The organism is Achromobacter sp. 18P8.1.1 (assembly GCF_057799415.1).
In genome coordinates, this window is sequence record NZ_JBYOKH010000059.1 from 1 (window position 1) to 15,821 (window position 15,821).

The 15,821-nt window shown below is 65.8% G+C and carries 11 protein-coding genes; 6 read left to right on the top strand and 5 right to left on the bottom strand.

Annotated features, from left to right (window positions below; all coding sequences use genetic code 11):
• The coding region (locus tag AC27VE_RS26660; RefSeq protein ID WP_488705450.1) for a DUF4344 domain-containing metallopeptidase at window positions 1-1,435 on the top strand (1,435 nt) is incomplete at its 5' end.
• A gap of 127 nt (window positions 1,436-1,562) precedes the next feature.
• Here AC27VE_RS26660 and AC27VE_RS26665 read toward each other — a convergent pair.
• From AC27VE_RS26665 to risA, 4 genes are all read right to left on the bottom strand, one after another.
• Window positions 1,563-2,081 (bottom strand): carboxymuconolactone decarboxylase family protein, encoded by a 519-nt coding sequence (locus tag AC27VE_RS26665; RefSeq protein ID WP_006223770.1) that lies wholly within the window; start codon window positions 2,079-2,081, stop codon window positions 1,563-1,565.
• A gap of 74 nt (window positions 2,082-2,155) precedes the next feature.
• Complete coding sequence (locus AC27VE_RS26670; protein WP_006217982.1) at window positions 2,156-2,704, bottom strand: peroxiredoxin; 549 nt, start codon at window positions 2,702-2,704, stop codon at window positions 2,156-2,158.
• Window positions 2,705-2,763: 59 nt separating this feature from the next.
• On the bottom strand, window positions 2,764-4,158 hold the full coding sequence (gene risS / locus AC27VE_RS26675; RefSeq protein ID WP_167390022.1) for a sensor histidine kinase RisS: 1,395 nt from the start codon (window positions 4,156-4,158) through the stop codon (window positions 2,764-2,766).
• Window positions 4,159-4,192: 34 nt separating this feature from the next.
• Window positions 4,193-4,927, bottom strand: coding sequence for a response regulator transcription factor RisA (gene risA, locus AC27VE_RS26680; protein WP_003813882.1), 735 nt, complete (start codon window positions 4,925-4,927; stop codon window positions 4,193-4,195).
• A 131-nt stretch (window positions 4,928-5,058) separates the two neighbouring features.
• Between risA and tsaB the strand changes: the two genes are divergently transcribed.
• Together tsaB and AC27VE_RS26690 are read left to right on the top strand one after the other, a co-directional pair.
• Complete coding sequence (gene tsaB / locus AC27VE_RS26685) at window positions 5,059-6,336, top strand: tRNA (adenosine(37)-N6)-threonylcarbamoyltransferase complex dimerization subunit type 1 TsaB (RefSeq protein ID WP_488705451.1); 1,278 nt, start codon at window positions 5,059-5,061, stop codon at window positions 6,334-6,336.
• Window positions 6,333-7,331 carry a uracil-DNA glycosylase gene (locus AC27VE_RS26690; protein ID WP_488705452.1) on the top strand — a complete coding sequence of 333 codons (999 nt, stop codon included), beginning with the start codon at window positions 6,333-6,335 and terminating at the stop codon, window positions 7,329-7,331. Before tsaB ends, AC27VE_RS26690 begins: the two co-directional genes overlap by 4 nt.
• A gap of 93 nt (window positions 7,332-7,424) precedes the next feature.
• Here the strand turns inward: AC27VE_RS26690 and lplT are convergent, their stop codons facing one another.
• Complete coding sequence (gene lplT, locus AC27VE_RS26695; RefSeq protein WP_006223774.1) at window positions 7,425-8,738, bottom strand: lysophospholipid transporter LplT; 1,314 nt, start codon at window positions 8,736-8,738, stop codon at window positions 7,425-7,427.
• Between the two features lie 264 nt (window positions 8,739-9,002).
• On the opposite strand from lplT, the gene smc reads away from it, so the two are divergent.
• Genes smc through ligA form a run of 3 tightly spaced genes read left to right on the top strand, consistent with a single transcriptional unit; the run spans window position 9,003 to window position 15,762 of the window.
• Entirely contained in the window at window positions 9,003-12,536 is a 3,534-nt protein-coding gene (gene smc, locus AC27VE_RS26700; RefSeq protein ID WP_488705453.1) for a chromosome segregation protein SMC, read from the top strand.
• A 46-nt stretch (window positions 12,537-12,582) separates the two neighbouring features.
• Entirely contained in the window at window positions 12,583-13,659 is a 1,077-nt protein-coding gene (locus tag AC27VE_RS26705; RefSeq protein ID WP_488705454.1) for a cell division protein ZipA C-terminal FtsZ-binding domain-containing protein, read from the top strand.
• On the top strand, window positions 13,660-15,762 hold the full coding sequence (gene ligA, locus AC27VE_RS26710; RefSeq protein ID WP_488705455.1) for an NAD-dependent DNA ligase LigA: 2,103 nt from the start codon (window positions 13,660-13,662) through the stop codon (window positions 15,760-15,762).
• The last annotated feature ends 59 nt before the right edge of the window (window positions 15,763-15,821 follow it).

Here is a 15,821-nt window from a genome sequence, read left to right on the forward strand (position 1 = left end):
GCAACCGCCTGTCGCGGCCCCGGCTCCCAACAATTCGGGCAGTTCCGGCTTGGCCGGCGCCGGTCCATATCCGCGTTTTGGCGGCGATACCATGCGTATCGTGTCGGTGTACGTCGGCATCATGCGCAGCATTTTCATGCATGAGTTCGGCCATGCGTTGATCGGCGAACTGGAATTGCCGTCCACGGGCGCGGAAGAAGATGCGGTGGATATCTACGCCGCCTTGCAGATTGTCGAGCCGACGATGTATCCGTCGGCCGACCAAGACGCGAACACCATGGCGCGTGACGCCGCGACCTACGCCGCCTTGCAGTGGTACTACAGCGGCAAGCTGGCGGAAAAGCGCGGGGCATCCGAATCGTCGGCCTGGCAGGACGAGCACACGGGCGACCTCAAGCGCTTTCGCAACATGCTGTGCATCATGTATGGCGGCAATCCGGCCGTGTTCGAATCGGTCGCCAAACACGTAGGCCTGGAAGACCGGACCAAGGCGCGTTGCGCCGACGAATTCAACAAGCAGAACCGCGCCTGGCGCAAGATCCTGGCGCCGCACACCCGTGTCGGCACCTGGTCGCCCGACGGCCAGCAGCCGGCCAACGCGCCCGGTGCGCCGGTCAACGTGGTGTTCGAGCCGTCCAAGCGCAAGATCGGCAACCTGTTCGCCACTGCCCTGTCGGACGCGATCTCGGCCAACATCAAGCTGCTTGGGCAGACCTATGTGCTGCCCCGTCCGGTGAACGTGGTGTTCAAAGACTGCGACACGCTCAACGCGTGGTACAGCCCGCGCGAAGGCTCGATCACCATGTGCTATGAGCTGATCGAGAACATTGCGGTGATGATCTCCGACATCGAAATGGGCACAGTGGGCGGTGAAGTCGTGGCCACAGGCGGCGGCAAGGCGCCGTCTCAACAACCGCAGCAGCAGCCCCAACAGCAGCCTCGGCCATCACCGCCGGGGCAGGGGATGCCGCCGAGCGCCATCGACGAACTCAAGGATATGGGCGTGCCTGCCACGTTCCTGCTGTTCCCCTCACCGTATAAGGGTCCGACGCCGAACCAGATCAATCGCGCCAAGCTGATCACGACAGGCGACCTGGTTGGCATGATCAAGAACGACAGTAATCTGCTGATCGTTGACACCAGCGGGCTGCGCGATACGTTGCCCATCGGTTATCCCCTGGCCGATGCGGGCTCGGATGGCAGTGTCACGGACCAGTTGCAAGGCGCCCTGGATGCCTGGCTGCTGAAAAAGGCGAACAACAATCGCAGTGCGGCGGTCGTGTTCGTGGGCGCCAGCATGAACGACCGTTCGTCGTACAACGCGGCGTTGCGCGCCGGGTCGCTCGGCTGGACCGCCTATTGGTACCGCGGGGGCGTCGAAGCCTGGGTGGCCAACGGTTTGCCCACCACCGCCGACATGGCGAAGAAGAACTAAACGTTTCGGGCGCGGCCTGGCGCCGCCCCAAAGAAAAAACCCGCCTGGTTGCACAGGCGGGTTTTTTTTCTTTCAGGGCCAGGCCGCCGCAAGCACGCGAAGCGTGTGCGGCGTGGGGGCTGCTCGCTTACTTGCCTTGGGCGGCCAGGGCCAGCGCGGCGGCGTTCACCACGGCGGCGATACGGCCGGCGTCGCGCAGCTGTTCCGTCGACAGGCCATCGTTCTTCAGGTTTTCATAGTGCGAGGCCACGCAGAAATGGCACTTGCCGATGATCGAGGCCACCAGCGCGAACAGTTCGAAGCGCTTCTTTTCCACGCCGCCATGGGTGGCGTAGGCGTTCATGCGCAACTGGGCCGGCAGGCTCTTCAGGTTGGCGTCGCCCGTCATTTCGACGTAGGGATACCAGGTGTTGTTCATGCCCATGAGCGCCGAGGCGGTCAGGGCGGCATTGGCGTCGCCTTCCGACAGGCCGCTCTTGAAGGCTTCCACCAGCACCGGGCTGCGCGCGGCATAAGCGGCGGACAGGGCGGCGCCTACGGCGTCTTCGGGGGCCAGCGTCGAGCGGGCAATCACGGCGTCCAGATTCAGGCGGATGTCCTTGGCCCAATCCGGGAGCTGTTCCTTAATGGTAGTAAGAAATTCCATAGCTTTTACCTATAATCTAGAGCAATTAAAGCCCAGCTCGGGGCCTGCAAGCAGGCCCGTTGCCGGGCTGGAAATTACAGCGTAGCGCCGCCAACCGTACGGTTGCACGGGCACAGCTCGTCGGTTTGCAGACCGTCGAGCAGACGCAGAACTTCTTCCGGGTTACGGCCGACGTTCAGGTTGTTCACCGAAACGTGCTGGATCGTGTTGTCCGGATCAACGATGAACGTGGCGCGCAGAGCAACGCCAGCACCCTTTTCACGGACGCCCAGTTGGTCGATCAGGGCACCGGTGGTGTCGCCGAATTGGTAGTGGCCCAGCTTGTTCAGGTCCGGGTGCTCACGGCGCCATGCCAGCTTGACGAATTCGTTGTCGGTCGAGCCGCCCAGCAGGACGGCGTCGCGGTCTTCGAAATCCTTGGCCAGCTTGTTGAAGCCGACGATTTCGGTCGGGCACACAAACGTGAAGTCTTTCGGGTAGAAGTAGATCACCTTCCACTTGCCGGGGAACGAGCTTTCGGTGATGTCTTCAAACGCCGACACGCCATTTTCTTCGTGCTGGTTGAAGCCGGGCTTGACGCCGGTGACCTTGAAGGGCTCGAGTTTGTCGCCAACAGTTTTCATGTGTACTCCCAGTAGTTGTTGGTGGAAATAAGGCTGTGCCTTAAAGCATAAATTCTACGCTATGGATTATCGTTGTCTAATTGATAATTCCTAAACTTAGCTTTGGGCAACTCTATGCGGGCAGTCAGGCCGCCGCCCTCGCGGGGAAGCATCCGCAGCGATCCGCCCACGTGCTTGAGCAGGCGTTCGACGATCGCCAGACCCAGTCCCGCGCCGCTGACGCCGGTGCGCGCTGCCTCGCCGCGCGAGAACGGCCGCAGCAGGCGGTCCACGTCTTCCGGCGCAATGCCGGGACCGCGGTCCGCCACCTCGATCACGATCATGACGCCCTCAGCTTGCAGTGTCATGACCAAATGGGCCATGCCGTCGCTGGAGCGTCCGTAGCGGCGGGCGTTCTCGATCAGGTTGCTGACCACGCGCTTCAAGTCCAGCGCCGTGATCCGGGCGCGCAGCCCAGGTTCCAGGGACGCTTCGAGCTCTCCGCCCAGCGACGCCGTGTGGCTGCGTTCGCGTTCGTAGAGTTCGGCCAGGACCGCCGAGATGTCGGTCGCCAACTGCGGCAGCGTGCCAGCGGGGCGCGCGTATTCCATCAGCTGGCCGATACTGTGGTCGATCTGGCCCAGGTCTTCGTCGATGGCCTGGCGGGCGTCTTCCGATACGCCGCTCAGCTCGATCTCAAGCCGCATGCGGGCAAGCGGCGTGCGCAGGTCGTGCGAAATCCCCGCCAGCATCAGTTCCCGGTCTGCCTCGGCCTGCCGCAGGTCTTTGGCCATCCGGTTGAACGAGGCATTCAGGTCGCGGATCTCCAGCGGCCCCTGCTCGGGCAGGGCCGCCGGCGTTTCGCCGCGCGACAGGACTTGCGCCGCCCGGGCCAGCCGCGACAGGGGCCGGTTCACGAAGCCCACCGAGACCGCCGCCCCGACAAGGGAAAGCAGCAACGCCGTGGCGCCCCAGCCCAGCCATTCGATCCCGCCCGTCAACCCGATCTGTTCTCGCTCGAACACCAGCCAGTACAGGTCTTTCTCTATCTGGAAGCTGACCCAGAAGCCGGGCACCTGGTTCACGCCCCAGGCAATCTGCGTTTCCGGGCCGAAGCGCGTGCGGATGTGCTGGGCAACGCGTTGCCAGTAGTCGTCGTCGGGGAGGGCTTCGGCAAAGTCGGTGACTTCGCGCGGATAGACCTGGATGCCTTCGTTGGTGGCCAGATCCAGCAGGAGCTTGCTGCGTTCGCCGTTATGCGAGTAGATCAGCGCCGTGCGCGTGATATTGACGGCCGTGATCACCCGCTGCGCCATTTGATTGGCGCGCGGTCCCAGCTCCATGCTGAAGAAGACTTGTAGCCACGCGCCCAGGCTGACGAGCATCAGCGCGGCAAGCAGCAGGAACGTGCGGCCGAACAAGCCGAGCCGCAAACGTGATGTCAGGTTCCTGAAGGTTCTGCGCAAGCGGGGCACGAGGCTGCGCTCCTGCCCGGGGCGGGCGAGCCGATCAGCTACCACCGTCCGGCACAAACACGTATCCAAGACCCCAAACGGTCTGGATGAACACGGGCTTGGACGGATTGGGTTCGATCAGTTTGCGCAGGCGCGAGATCTGGACGTCGAGGCTGCGATCGAAGGCTTCGTATTCGCGGCCGCGGGCCAGCTCCATGAGCTTGTCGCGAGACAGGGGAATCTTCGGATGGCGCGCAAACACCTTGAGCACCGAGAATTCACCCGTGGTGATCGGCACCTGTTCGCCGTTGCGCGTGAGCGTACGGGTGGACAGGTTGAGCACGTAGGGGCCGAAGGCGATGGATTCGTTTTCCTGGCTGGGGGCGCCGGGATGCTCCTCGGTACCGCGGCGGCGCAGGATCGCGTTGATCCGTGCCAGCAGTTCCCGGGGGTTGAAGGGTTTGGACAGATAGTCGTCCGCGCCCATCTCCAGGCCCACGATGCGGTCGATTTCTTCCGCCTTGGCCGTGAGCATGATGATGGGGGTATTGTCGTGGCCACCGCGCAGCCGGCGACAGATGGACAAGCCATCTTCGCCGGGCAGCATCAGATCCAGCACGAGCAGGTCGAAGTGCTCGCGTTGCCAGAGTTTGCCCATCTCTTTGGCGTCTTCGGCAACGAAAACGTTGAATCCCTGCTCGGACAAATACCGGCGCAGCAAATCGCGCAAGCGCGGATCATCGTCGACGACGAGGATTTTTCGGGTGGGGGTGGTGTTTTGCGTATTCATGGCCGGAAATGTAACAGTGACGAGAACCAGCGGCTAGTGGGCGTTCACAAGATATTACACATTGCGAACCATGGTTGAAATCCCCCTTACAACCGGGGCCAAAGCCGCCGTATTTCGTACAATCTGCATCTATGGAACTAAACCTGCTGGCTTTGGAAACGTCTTCGTCCCGTTGCGGGGTGGCCCTTTTGCGGGCGGTCGATGGCCGTCTGGAGGTCAGTACCCGGGAACACGAGGGGTCCCAGGAGCACGCGGAACGGCTTTTGCCGATGGCCAACGAACTGCTGGCAGCCTCAGGGCTGGCGCCGTCCGCCCTGCACGCCGTGGCGTTCGGCCAGGGCCCGGGGGGCTTTACGGGGCTGCGCGTGGCCTGTGGCGTGGCGCAGGGCATGGGGCTGGGCCTGGGCATACCGGTGCTGCCCGTGGTGTCCCACCAGGCCGTGGCGGCCCAGGTGGCCGATGCGACGCCGTCCGACGCCATCGTCGTGGCGCTGGACGCCCGCATGAATGAGGTCTACCTGGCGGTCTACCGCCCGGTTGCCGCCCAGGAAGGGGAATCCGGCTGGGAAGCCTTGCAGCCGCCCTTGCTGATCGCGGCAGCAGAAGTCGTGCCCTGGACCGAACACCATCTTTCCGCATGGTCGGCGCAGACGGGGCAGAGTCTGAATCTGGTGCTGGCCGGCGACGCCTGGGACGCTTATGCGGCCGATATGGCGCATCCCGCCGCATGGCGCCGCGCCGCCGACGCGCAACGGCCCGAAGCCGCCAGCGTGGCGCGCCTGGCGCGCCAGGGCTGGCTGCGCGGCGAGGCCCTGCCGCCCGAACAGGCCGCGCCGCTGTACGTGCGCGACAAGGTGGCGTTCACCACCGCCGAGCGCATGCGCGGCGAAGGCGGCAATCCCAAGGCGCAGCCGTCGCTGGCGCCCCAGGCCCCTCAGGTGCCCTTGATTCCGCAGCCGCTCACCGAGGCCGACCTGGACGAGGTCGTCGCGCTGGAAGCCCATGTGCAGGCCTTTCCCTGGACGCGCGGCAATTTCGCGGATGCGCTGGCCGCCGGGTATGGCGCCTGGGTGCTGCGCCGCGAAGGCAAGGTGGCGGGTTTCTGCATTCTGATGTTCGCGCCCGACGTGGCGCATCTGCTTGTGATCGCCGTGGACAAGCACCTGCATCGCCAGGGCCTGGGCGGCGTGCTGCTCGACTGGTGCGAGCAGCAGGCGCGTGCGCGCGGGCTGGAAGGCGTGTTGCTGGAAGTCCGCCCGTCGAACGCGTCCGCCGTCAGTTTCTATCAACGCCACGGTTATCTGCAGATCGGCGTGCGGCGCGGGTATTACCCGGCCGCCAAAGGCGCCCGTGAAGACGCACTGGTCATGCAGAAGCGGTTTGCCGCAGTGGCGGAGGAAGCGGCATGACGGTGCCGATCGCCGCCGCCAAGCCGGCAGCCCCCCGCGTCAATCCCCTGCAGCGCATCTGGTTGCGGGAAATCGGCATGGAACGCCTGTGGATGCGCCCGGCGCCTGCTGCGGCGCGCCCGGCAGTCATGCCTCAAGCGCCTGTTTCCGAACCCGTTTTGGCCCCTGGCCTGGCACCCGCCGTGGTGGCGCGCGATATCGCGCCGGCAACGGTGCCGCCGACGGTTGCGTCGCCGGCCCCCGCCGTACCGCAAGCGGTGGCCGTTAGTGCGGCGCCGGCCGAGCCTGTGGTTCCGACCACGCGCTCGAATGGCCGTCCCGGTATCCCGGCGTCCATCCTGAACCGCACCGGTCCGCCGCCGCGCCCCGTGCCCAAGGCGGCCGAGGACGAAGCGGTCGAAGCGCCGCGCATTCCCGTGGCGCAAGCCGTCAAGAACGCCACCCTGGACGAGCTGCGCGAGCAGGTCGTGGCCTGCACCGCCTGCGGCCTGTGCGACGGCCGGCGCCATGCTGTCTTTGGCCAGGGCGCCACCCCCACCCGCTGGCTGGTCGTGGGCGAGGCCCCCGGCGAGCAAGAGGACCGGCAGGGCCATCCCTTTGTGGGCCGGTCGGGCCAGTTGCTGGACGCCATGCTGGCCGCCGTGGGCATGAGCCGCGAGACCGACGTGTTCATCACCAACGTGATCAAGTGCCGCCCGCCGGGCAACCGCAACCCCAAGCCCGAGGAAATCGCGGCCTGCAGCCCGTACCTGATGCGGCAGATCGCCTTGCTGAAACCCGAGCGCATCCTCGTGCTGGGTCGTTTTGCGGCGCAGACGCTGCTGGGCACGGACGCCACCATCGGCAGCCTGCGCGGCCGCGTGCACGCGCTCAAGACGGACGAGGGCGCCGAGATCCCCGTCATCGTCAGCTACCACCCGGCCTACCTGCTGCGCAGCCCGTCCGAGAAGGCGCGCGCCTGGCAGGACCTGAAACTGGCGTCACGGATGGTGTGACCGCCCCGGGGGCGGGCGCCTGTCTAGATAAGAAAAAACCGGGCCTGGGCCCGGTTTTTCTTTGGAAGATCAATGGCTTGGTGTTGTGGCGGCCTAGTGCGTGGAATCCAGCGCGCGGCCGTGGCCTTCCTGGCCGATCTGGTCGTGCAGATCGGGGTTGGCCTGCATGTTGCGCTTGCTCCAGCGCATGAACACGACCATCAGCACGGCGACCACGGTGCCGAAGATGACGATGATCACGTTGATGGGCAATTGCAGCCAGAGCAGCAGGGTGTACATCGCCACCATCAGCAGGATGTTGAGCTGTTCGTTGAAGTTCTGCACGGCGATGGAATGGCCGGCCGACAGCAGCACGTGGCCGCGGTGCTGCAGCAGGGCGTTCATCGGCACCACGAAGAAGCCGGCCAGGCCGCCCGTGATCAGCAGCAGCAGGTAGACGCTCCAGGGCGAGTAAACCAGCGGCATCAGCAGCACGACCAGCCCCATGGCGGCGCCCACCGGCAGCACGGCCAGCGCGCGGCGCAGCGGGATGCGGCCTGCCAGGATCGAACCCACCACCGTGCCCAGCGCTGCCACGCCCATCAGCATCGAGGCCTTGTCCAGCTGATAACCCAGGTGGCTGCGGCCCCATTCGATGACGATCAACTGGAGGGTCGCGCCGGCGCCCCAGAACAGCGTGGTCACAGCCAGCGAGATCTGGCCCAGCTTGTCGCGCCAAAGCACGCAGACATAGCCCCAGAACGTACGGATGAGCCGTACCGGGTTCTTTTGCTGCGGCGGATAGCGCACGTGGGTGCGCGGAATCATCAGGTTGCACAGCGCTGCCAGCAGATACACGAAAGCGATCACGAGGATGGCCGCTTCGGCGGGCGTGTGGACCAGGTTGCCGATGAACGAGTGGCTGAGCAGCGCGCTGGACACCGAGGACGAGATCAGCAGGCCGCCCAGCACCGTGCCCAGGATGATGGAGAAGACCGTGAGGCCCTCGATCCAGCTGTTGCCCTTGACCAGCATGTGGGGGGGCAGCATTTCGGTGACGATGCCGTATTTGGCGGGCGAGTAGGCGGCGGCGCCGATGCCCACGACCGCGTAGGCCGCGCAGACCAGATACGTCTGATATTCCGGGGCCACGCCGATGCTGGCATAGGAGAACATCAGCAGGCAGCCGGCCACCTTCAAGGCGTTGGTGGAAAACATCACCCGGCCCTTGGGGAAGGAATCCGCCAGGGCGCCGACAAAGGCCGCCAGCACCACGTAGGCCAACGCGAAGGACCATTTCATCATGGGCGCCAACCAGTCGGGGCCGTGCAGTTCCTGTATCAAGGCGATGGCTGCGATGAACAGCGCGTTGTCCGCCAATGATGAGAAGGCCTGCGCGGCCATGACTAGATAGAAACCACGTTTCAAGAATGTCCCCGTTCTTTGGCCTGAGCCCGGCCGGTCCGCGTGAAAATTATGTGTCGTGCCAAAAAGTGTCAGGGAGTATAGCCGGAGCGCGGATGGACGCTATTGAGCGTTTGCCCGCGGGTTGACCGTTGCTGACGTTTGGGGACAGACTGCCTGCGGTATCATACGACCCATATGTGAGCCGGCCCTTGAAGGGCCGGTTTGCAATCTATGCGGCAGGTCCGTTAACGCCTTTCGTTCAACCCACCCCGTCGTCATCGTACTGTGCGTCTCACTCAGCTAAAACTCGCCGGCTTCAAGTCCTTCGTTGATCCCACCGTGATCCCCGTGCCCAGCCAACTGGTCGGCGTGGTGGGTCCCAACGGCTGCGGAAAATCGAACATCATTGACGCAGTCCGCTGGGTGCTGGGCGAGGCCAAGGCCTCCGAGCTGCGCGGCGAGTCCATGCAGGACGTCATTTTCAACGGCTCGGGCCACCGCAAGCCGGCCGCCCGGGCGTCGGTCGAAATGGTGTTCGACAACAGCGAAGGGCGCGCCGCGGGCCAATGGAGCACCTACGCCGAAATCGCCGTGCGCCGCGTCCTGACCCGGGACGGCACCAGCAGCTATTTCGTCAACAACCAGCAGGTCCGCCGACGCGACATCCACGACATCTTCCTGGGCACCGGCCTGGGCGCTCGCGGCTACGCCATCATCGGCCAGGGCATGATCAACCGCCTGATCGAGGCGCGTCCTGAAGAACTGCGGGTGTTCCTGGAAGAAGCGGCCGGCGTGTCGCGCTACAAGGAACGCCGCCGCGAGACCGAAAACCGCCTGTCCGACACGCGCGAGAACCTGACGCGTGTCGAAGACATCCTGCGTGAACTGAACAGCCAGCTGGAGAAGCTGGAGGCGCAGGCCGAAGTGGCCACGCGCTACCGTGAACTCCAGGCCGACGGCGAAAAGAAGCAGCATGCGCTGTGGTTCCTGAAGGAAACCGGGGCGCGCGAAGAACGCGCCAAGAAAGCCCAGGAAATGGCGCAGGCCCAGAACGAACTGGAAGCCGCCATCGCCGGCCTGCGAGCGGGCGAAGCCGCGCTGGAATCCCGGCGCCAGGCCCATTACGCGGCCAGCGACGCGGTCCACGCCGCCCAGGGCGGACTGTATGAGGCCAACGCCCAGGTCAGCCGCCTGGAGGCCGAGATCCGCCACGTGGTGGATTCCCGCAACCGCCTGCAGTCCCGCCGCGACCAGTTGCAGCAGCAGATCGCAGAATGGACCAGCCAGCGCGAGCACTGCACCGAACAGATCGCCCAGGCCGAAGACGACCTGGCGACCGCCGCCGCCCGCACCGAAGAGGCGCGTGCCACGGCGGAAGACGCCCAGGCGGGCCTGCCATCCGTCGAACAGCGGGTGCGCGAGGCCGCCGCCGGCCGCGACGAGATGCGTGCCGCCCTGGCCCGTGTCGAACAGAACCTGGCGCTGGTCGCTCAGACCCAGCGCGATGCCGACCGCCAGATGCAGGTCCTGGAGCAGCGCCGCGAACGCCTGCAGCAGGAACTGCGTGAACTACACGCTCCGGACCCGGTGCGCCTGGAGCAGTTGGCCGGCGACCGCCTGGCAGGCGAAGACCAGCTGGAAGAAGCCCAGGAAGAACTGACCACGCTGGAAGGCCGCGTGCCCGAAGCGGATGCCGAGCGCAGCCGCGCCCAGGCCGCCGCCCAGACCGACGTGCAGAACCTGGCACGCCTGGAAGCCCGCTTGTCGGCGCTGGTGAAACTGCAGGAAGACGTGCAGAAGCAGGGGGCGCTGGAACCCTGGCTGGCCAAGCATGAACTCGCCGGCCTGTCGCGCCTGTGGCAGAAGCTGCATGTCGAGCCGGGCTGGGAAACCGCCCTGGAATCGGCGCTGCGCGAACGTATGGCGTCGCTGGAAGTGCGCAATCTGGATTGGGCGCGCGCGTTCGCCGAAGACGCGCCGCCCGCCCGCCTGGCCTTCTACCAATTGCCGGTCGCCGCGCCCACGCCGCCTGCGCCCGCCGGCCTGACGCCGCTGGCCAGCCTGTTGCGCATCACTGATCCCGACCTGCGCACGCTCTTGAACGACTGGCTGGCCGGCATCTACACCGCCACCGACGTGACGCAGGCCCTGGCCATGCGCGCGACCTTGCCAGCGGGCAGCGCCTGCGTGGTCAAGGCCGGGCACCTGATCGACGCGCACAGCGTGCGCTTCTACGCGCCGGACTCCGAACAGGCCGGTCTGCTGGCCCGCCAGCAGGAAATCGAAAACCTGCAGCGCGAGATCAAGGCCCAGCAACTGATCGCCGACCAGGCGCGCGCCGCGGTCGCCCGCGCCGAAGTGGCGTGGCAGCAGGTGTCCCAGGCGATCGCCCCGGCGCGCACTCGCGTGGCCGAGGTCACGCGCCGGGTGCACGACATCCAGCTGGAACACTCGCGGCTGCAGCAGCAGGCCGAGCAATCCGGTGAACGCGCCTCGCGCCTGCGGCAGGACCTGGAAGAAATCAAGGTCCAGGAAGAAGACCTGCTTGCCACCCGCGAAGAGGCCGAAGCCCGTTTCGAGACCCTGGACGAGGAACTGGCCGAGCACCAATCGCGGTTCGCCGACGCCGAGATCGACGGCGAAACGCTGGCCGCCCAGGCCGAAGCCGCCCGCACGCGCCTGCGCGAGCTGGAGCGCGCGGCTCAGGAAGCGGAATTCGCCGAGCGCGGCATCCAGGTCCGCATCACCGACCTGCAGCGCAACCAGCAATTGGCCGCCGACCAGAGCCAGCGCGGCTCGGTCGAACTGGAACAACTGATGGGAGATCTGGCCGAGCTGGATGCCTCCGCATCCCAGGCTGGCTTGCAGGACGCTCTGGAAGCGCGTGCCGAGCGCGAGGAAGCGCTGTCGCGCGCGCGCCAGGAAATGGAAAACCTGGCCGCCTTGCTGCGCGGCGCCGACGAAGACCGGCAGCAGCAAGAGCAGACGCTGGAACCGCGCCGCGCGCGCATCATGGAATTGCAGTTGCAGGAACAGGCCGCTCGATTGGCCGAAGAACAGTTCACCGAACAGCTCAACGCGCGTGAAGTCGATCGCGAGGCGCTGGCTCAGGATCTGGCCAACGCCCCAGACGAATGGCGCCGCGCCAGCTGGCTGCAGCAGGAAGTGGGGCGCATTTCGCGCCAGATCGAATCGCTGGGCTCCGTCAACCTGGCGGCGCTGGACGAATTGAACACCTCGCGCGAACGCAAGGGCTTCCTGGATTCGCAGCACCAGGACTTGATGACCGCCATCGAGACCCTGGAAGACGCCATCCGCAAGATCGACCGCGAAACCCGCGAGCTGCTGCAAGAAACGTTCAATATCGTGAACGGCCACTTCGGCGAGCTCTTCCCCAAGCTGTTCGGCGGGGGCGAGGCGAAGCTCAGCATGACGGGCGAGGAAATCCTGGACGCAGGCGTGCAGGTGATGGCCCAGCCTCCGGGCAAGCGCAACAGCACGATTCACCTGCTGTCGGGCGGCGAGAAAGCGCTGACCGCGACCGCGCTGGTGTTCGCGCTGTTCAAGCTGAACCCGGCGCCGTTCTGCCTGCTGGACGAGGTGGACGCCCCGCTGGACGACGCCAACACCGAACGCTATGCGAACCTGGTTGCCAGCATGAGCGAGCAAACCCAGTTCCTGTTCATCTCGCACAACAAGATCGCCATGCAGATGGCCAAGCAACTGATCGGGGTAACCATGCAAGAGCAAGGGGTTTCGCGTATCGTTGCGGTAGATATAGATTCGGCCGTGCAAATGATGGCCTCCGAAGCGGCATAAACCCAATATTCAGAAAGGCGCCGCACTGTTGGCGCGGGATTTACACATGAGTGATTTGCAGATCGGGCTGATTGCCCTGGGCGTCTTGCTGATACTGCTGGTGCTGGGGTTCAACTGGTGGCAGGACCGGCGCGTCCGGCGCAAGATGCAGAGCCATTTCCCCACCTCCGAGCAGGATCCGCTCCTGGGCGGAGGCGCTGCGGCCAGCGCCACGGCGACGGCTTCGGCGGCGACTTCGCGTCGCGAACCTGGCATGGGCGGCGATGCGCCGCGCACGCAAGGCCAGCCTGCGCCCGTGGATCCGGGCAGCGATGCCGACGATGCCGAGGAACCTGATCCCGCCTGCGAAGTGGTCATCGAGATCAACTTCGCCGAACCGGTGCGCGGCGCCGACCTGCTGCCGTACATGCAAAGCCTGCGGCACGTGGGCCGCAAGCCCATGCGCGTGTTCGCCGAAACCGACCAGCGCCGTCATCGCGCGCGGGTCCATGCCGGCGAGACCTATGCCTCCATGCAATTGGCCGTGCTGCTGGCCAACCGCAGCGGTCCGCTGACCGCCATCGAATGGTCGCAAGCCTGGGCTCGCGCCCAGGACATGGCCGAACGCTTCGACGCCACGATCGAGGGCCCGGACCAGCAAGCCGTGCTGGAACAGGGCGCCCGCCTGGACGATACCTGCGCCGCCCTGGATACCCAGGTCGGCCTGACCCTGATGCTGGGCGCGGCCCAGCCGGCCGCTGAAGTCCTGTCCGTCGCCCGCGACACGGGTTTCGTTGCGGACGGCAACCGCCTGGCCTGGCCCGCCGAAAACGGCGTGACCCGCTTCACGCTGTCGCGTGCCGACGGGGCTGCCTTTGACGCCGGCATGGGTGGTGTCGAACGCCTGTACCTGCTGCTGGACGTGCCCTGCGCGCCGGCAGACAGCCGCGCCTTTGGTCGCATGGTGGATGTGGGCCGCGACCTGGCCGCGCGCCTGCGCGCCGAACTGGTCGACGACCAGGGCAAACCGCTGGCCGACGGTTCGGAAACGGTCATCGACGAACGGCTGCAAGTGCTGTTCGAACAGCTCGAACAAGCGGGCTTGCCCGCCGGAAGCGAGCGCGCTCAACGGGTGTTTGCGTAAATGAGCGGCACGTCTGGTGGGGAATCCGCGGCCCAGGCCGCGGCGCGCTTGCGCGCAGAGCTTGAACAGCACAACGTCCGCTATTACGTCTACGACGAACCCTCGATCTCGGATGCCCAGTACGACGGGCTGATGCGCCAGCTGGAAGCGCTGGAGGCCGAGCACCCCGAGCTGGTCACGCCGGAGTCGCCCACGCAACGCGTGGGGGCCGCCCCGGTCTCGGCGTTCGGTAGCGTGCGCCATGTGGTGCCGATGCTGTCGTTGAACAACGCATTCGACGAGGAAGAGGTCACGGCCTTCGATCGCCGCGTGACGGATACGCTGCGAGGCGCGGGCCTCTTGGGCCCGGCGCAACAAGCCGATTATTTCTGTGAATTGAAACTCGATGGCCTGGCGATCAGCCTGCGCTACGAAGACGGCCGCCTGGTGCAGGCCGCCACGCGCGGCGACGGCCAGACGGGCGAGGACGTCACCTCCAACATCCGCACGATCAAGGCGATTCCGCTGCAGTTGAAGGGCGCTGCCCCGAAGGTGCTGGAAGTGCGCGGCGAAGTGCTGATGAACCGCGCCGACTTCGAAAAGTTGAATGTGGCCCAGGCCAAACGCGACGAGAAAGTGTTCGTCAACCCGCGCAACGCCGCCGCCGGCAGCCTGCGCCAGCTGGACCCGCGCATCACGGCCAAGCGGCCGCTGCGCTTTTTTGCGTATGGCTGGGGAGAGGTCCAGGGCCTGCCCGGCGCGCAGAACGGCCAGTTCGATGAGACTTCTGCCGGCGCCGGCCAGGCCTCGGTGCTTCCGGAAAAATCGCACGGCGCGATGCTGGCCTGGCTGCACGAGCTTGGCTTGCCGGTCAATCTGATGCACAACCACCGGGCCACCGGCGCCGAAGGGCTGATGGCGTTCTACGCCAAGGTGGGCGCGATGCGCGCGACTTTGCCCTACGACATCGACGGCGTGGTCTACAAGGTGGATTCGCTGCCGGCCCAGAAGGTACTGGGTTTCGTGGCGCGCGCCCCGCGCTTTGCGCTGGCGCACAAGTTCGCCGCCGAAGAGGCCACGACGACCCTGCTGGATATCGAAGTACAGGTAGGGCGCACCGGTGCAATCACCCCGGTAGCTCGCCTGAAGCCCGTGTTCGTGGGCGGTGTCACCGTCACCAATGCCACGCTGCACAACGAAGACGAGATCCGCCGCAAGGACGTGCGAATCGGCGACACCGTCATCGTGCGCCGCGCTGGCGACGTGATTCCCGAGGTGTTGGGGCCTGTGCTTGAAAAGCGGCCGGACGACGCCCGGGAATTCGTCATGCCGACGGCCTGCCCGGTCTGCGGTTCGGCCATCGAAAGGCTGGAAGACGAAACCATCGCGCGCTGCACCGGCGGCTTGTTCTGCGGCGCGCAGCGCAAGCAGACCCTGTGGCACGCTGCCAGCCGCAAGGCGCTGGACATCGAAGGCCTGGGCGAAAAACTGGTGGACCAGTTGGTCGATAGCGGCCGCGTGAAGACGCTGGCCGACCTGTACAGCCTGCGTCCGCTGGAACTGGTGGGGCTGGACCGCATGGGCCAGAAATCCGCCGACAACCTGGTGGCCGCCATTGAAAAGGCCCGGGAGCCTGGTTTGGGCCGTTTGCTGTTCGCGTTGGGCATTCGCCACGTGGGCGAAACGACCGCACGGGACGTCGCGCGGCATTTCGGCAGCATCGACGCCATCATGGATGCCGACGAAGAGGCCTTGTCATCCGTGCCGGACGTGGGCCCGGTGGTTGCGGCTTCCATTCGCCGCTTCTTTGCCGAGCAGCACAACCGCGACGTGATCGAACAACTGAAGGCGCAGGGCGTGAACCCGGTGGCCGAAGCCGTGCCGCAAGGCACGACGTTGGCGGGCAAGACCTTTGTGTTGACGGGCACGCTGCCCAACTGGACGCGCGAAGAGGCTTCGATGCACATCCAGGCGGCCGGCGGCAAGGTCAGCGGCTCGGTATCCAAGAAGACGGCATACCTGGTCGCAGGCGAGGAGGCCGGCAGCAAGCTCACCAAGGCCCAGGAGCTGGGCGTGACGGTGCTGGACGAAGACGCGCTAAAGGCCTTGCTGGGCATGTCCTAGGCCCAGGCCCCACTCCTGTCTTCCCTGCAAAACGAAAAAGCTGCACGCCTTGGGCGCGC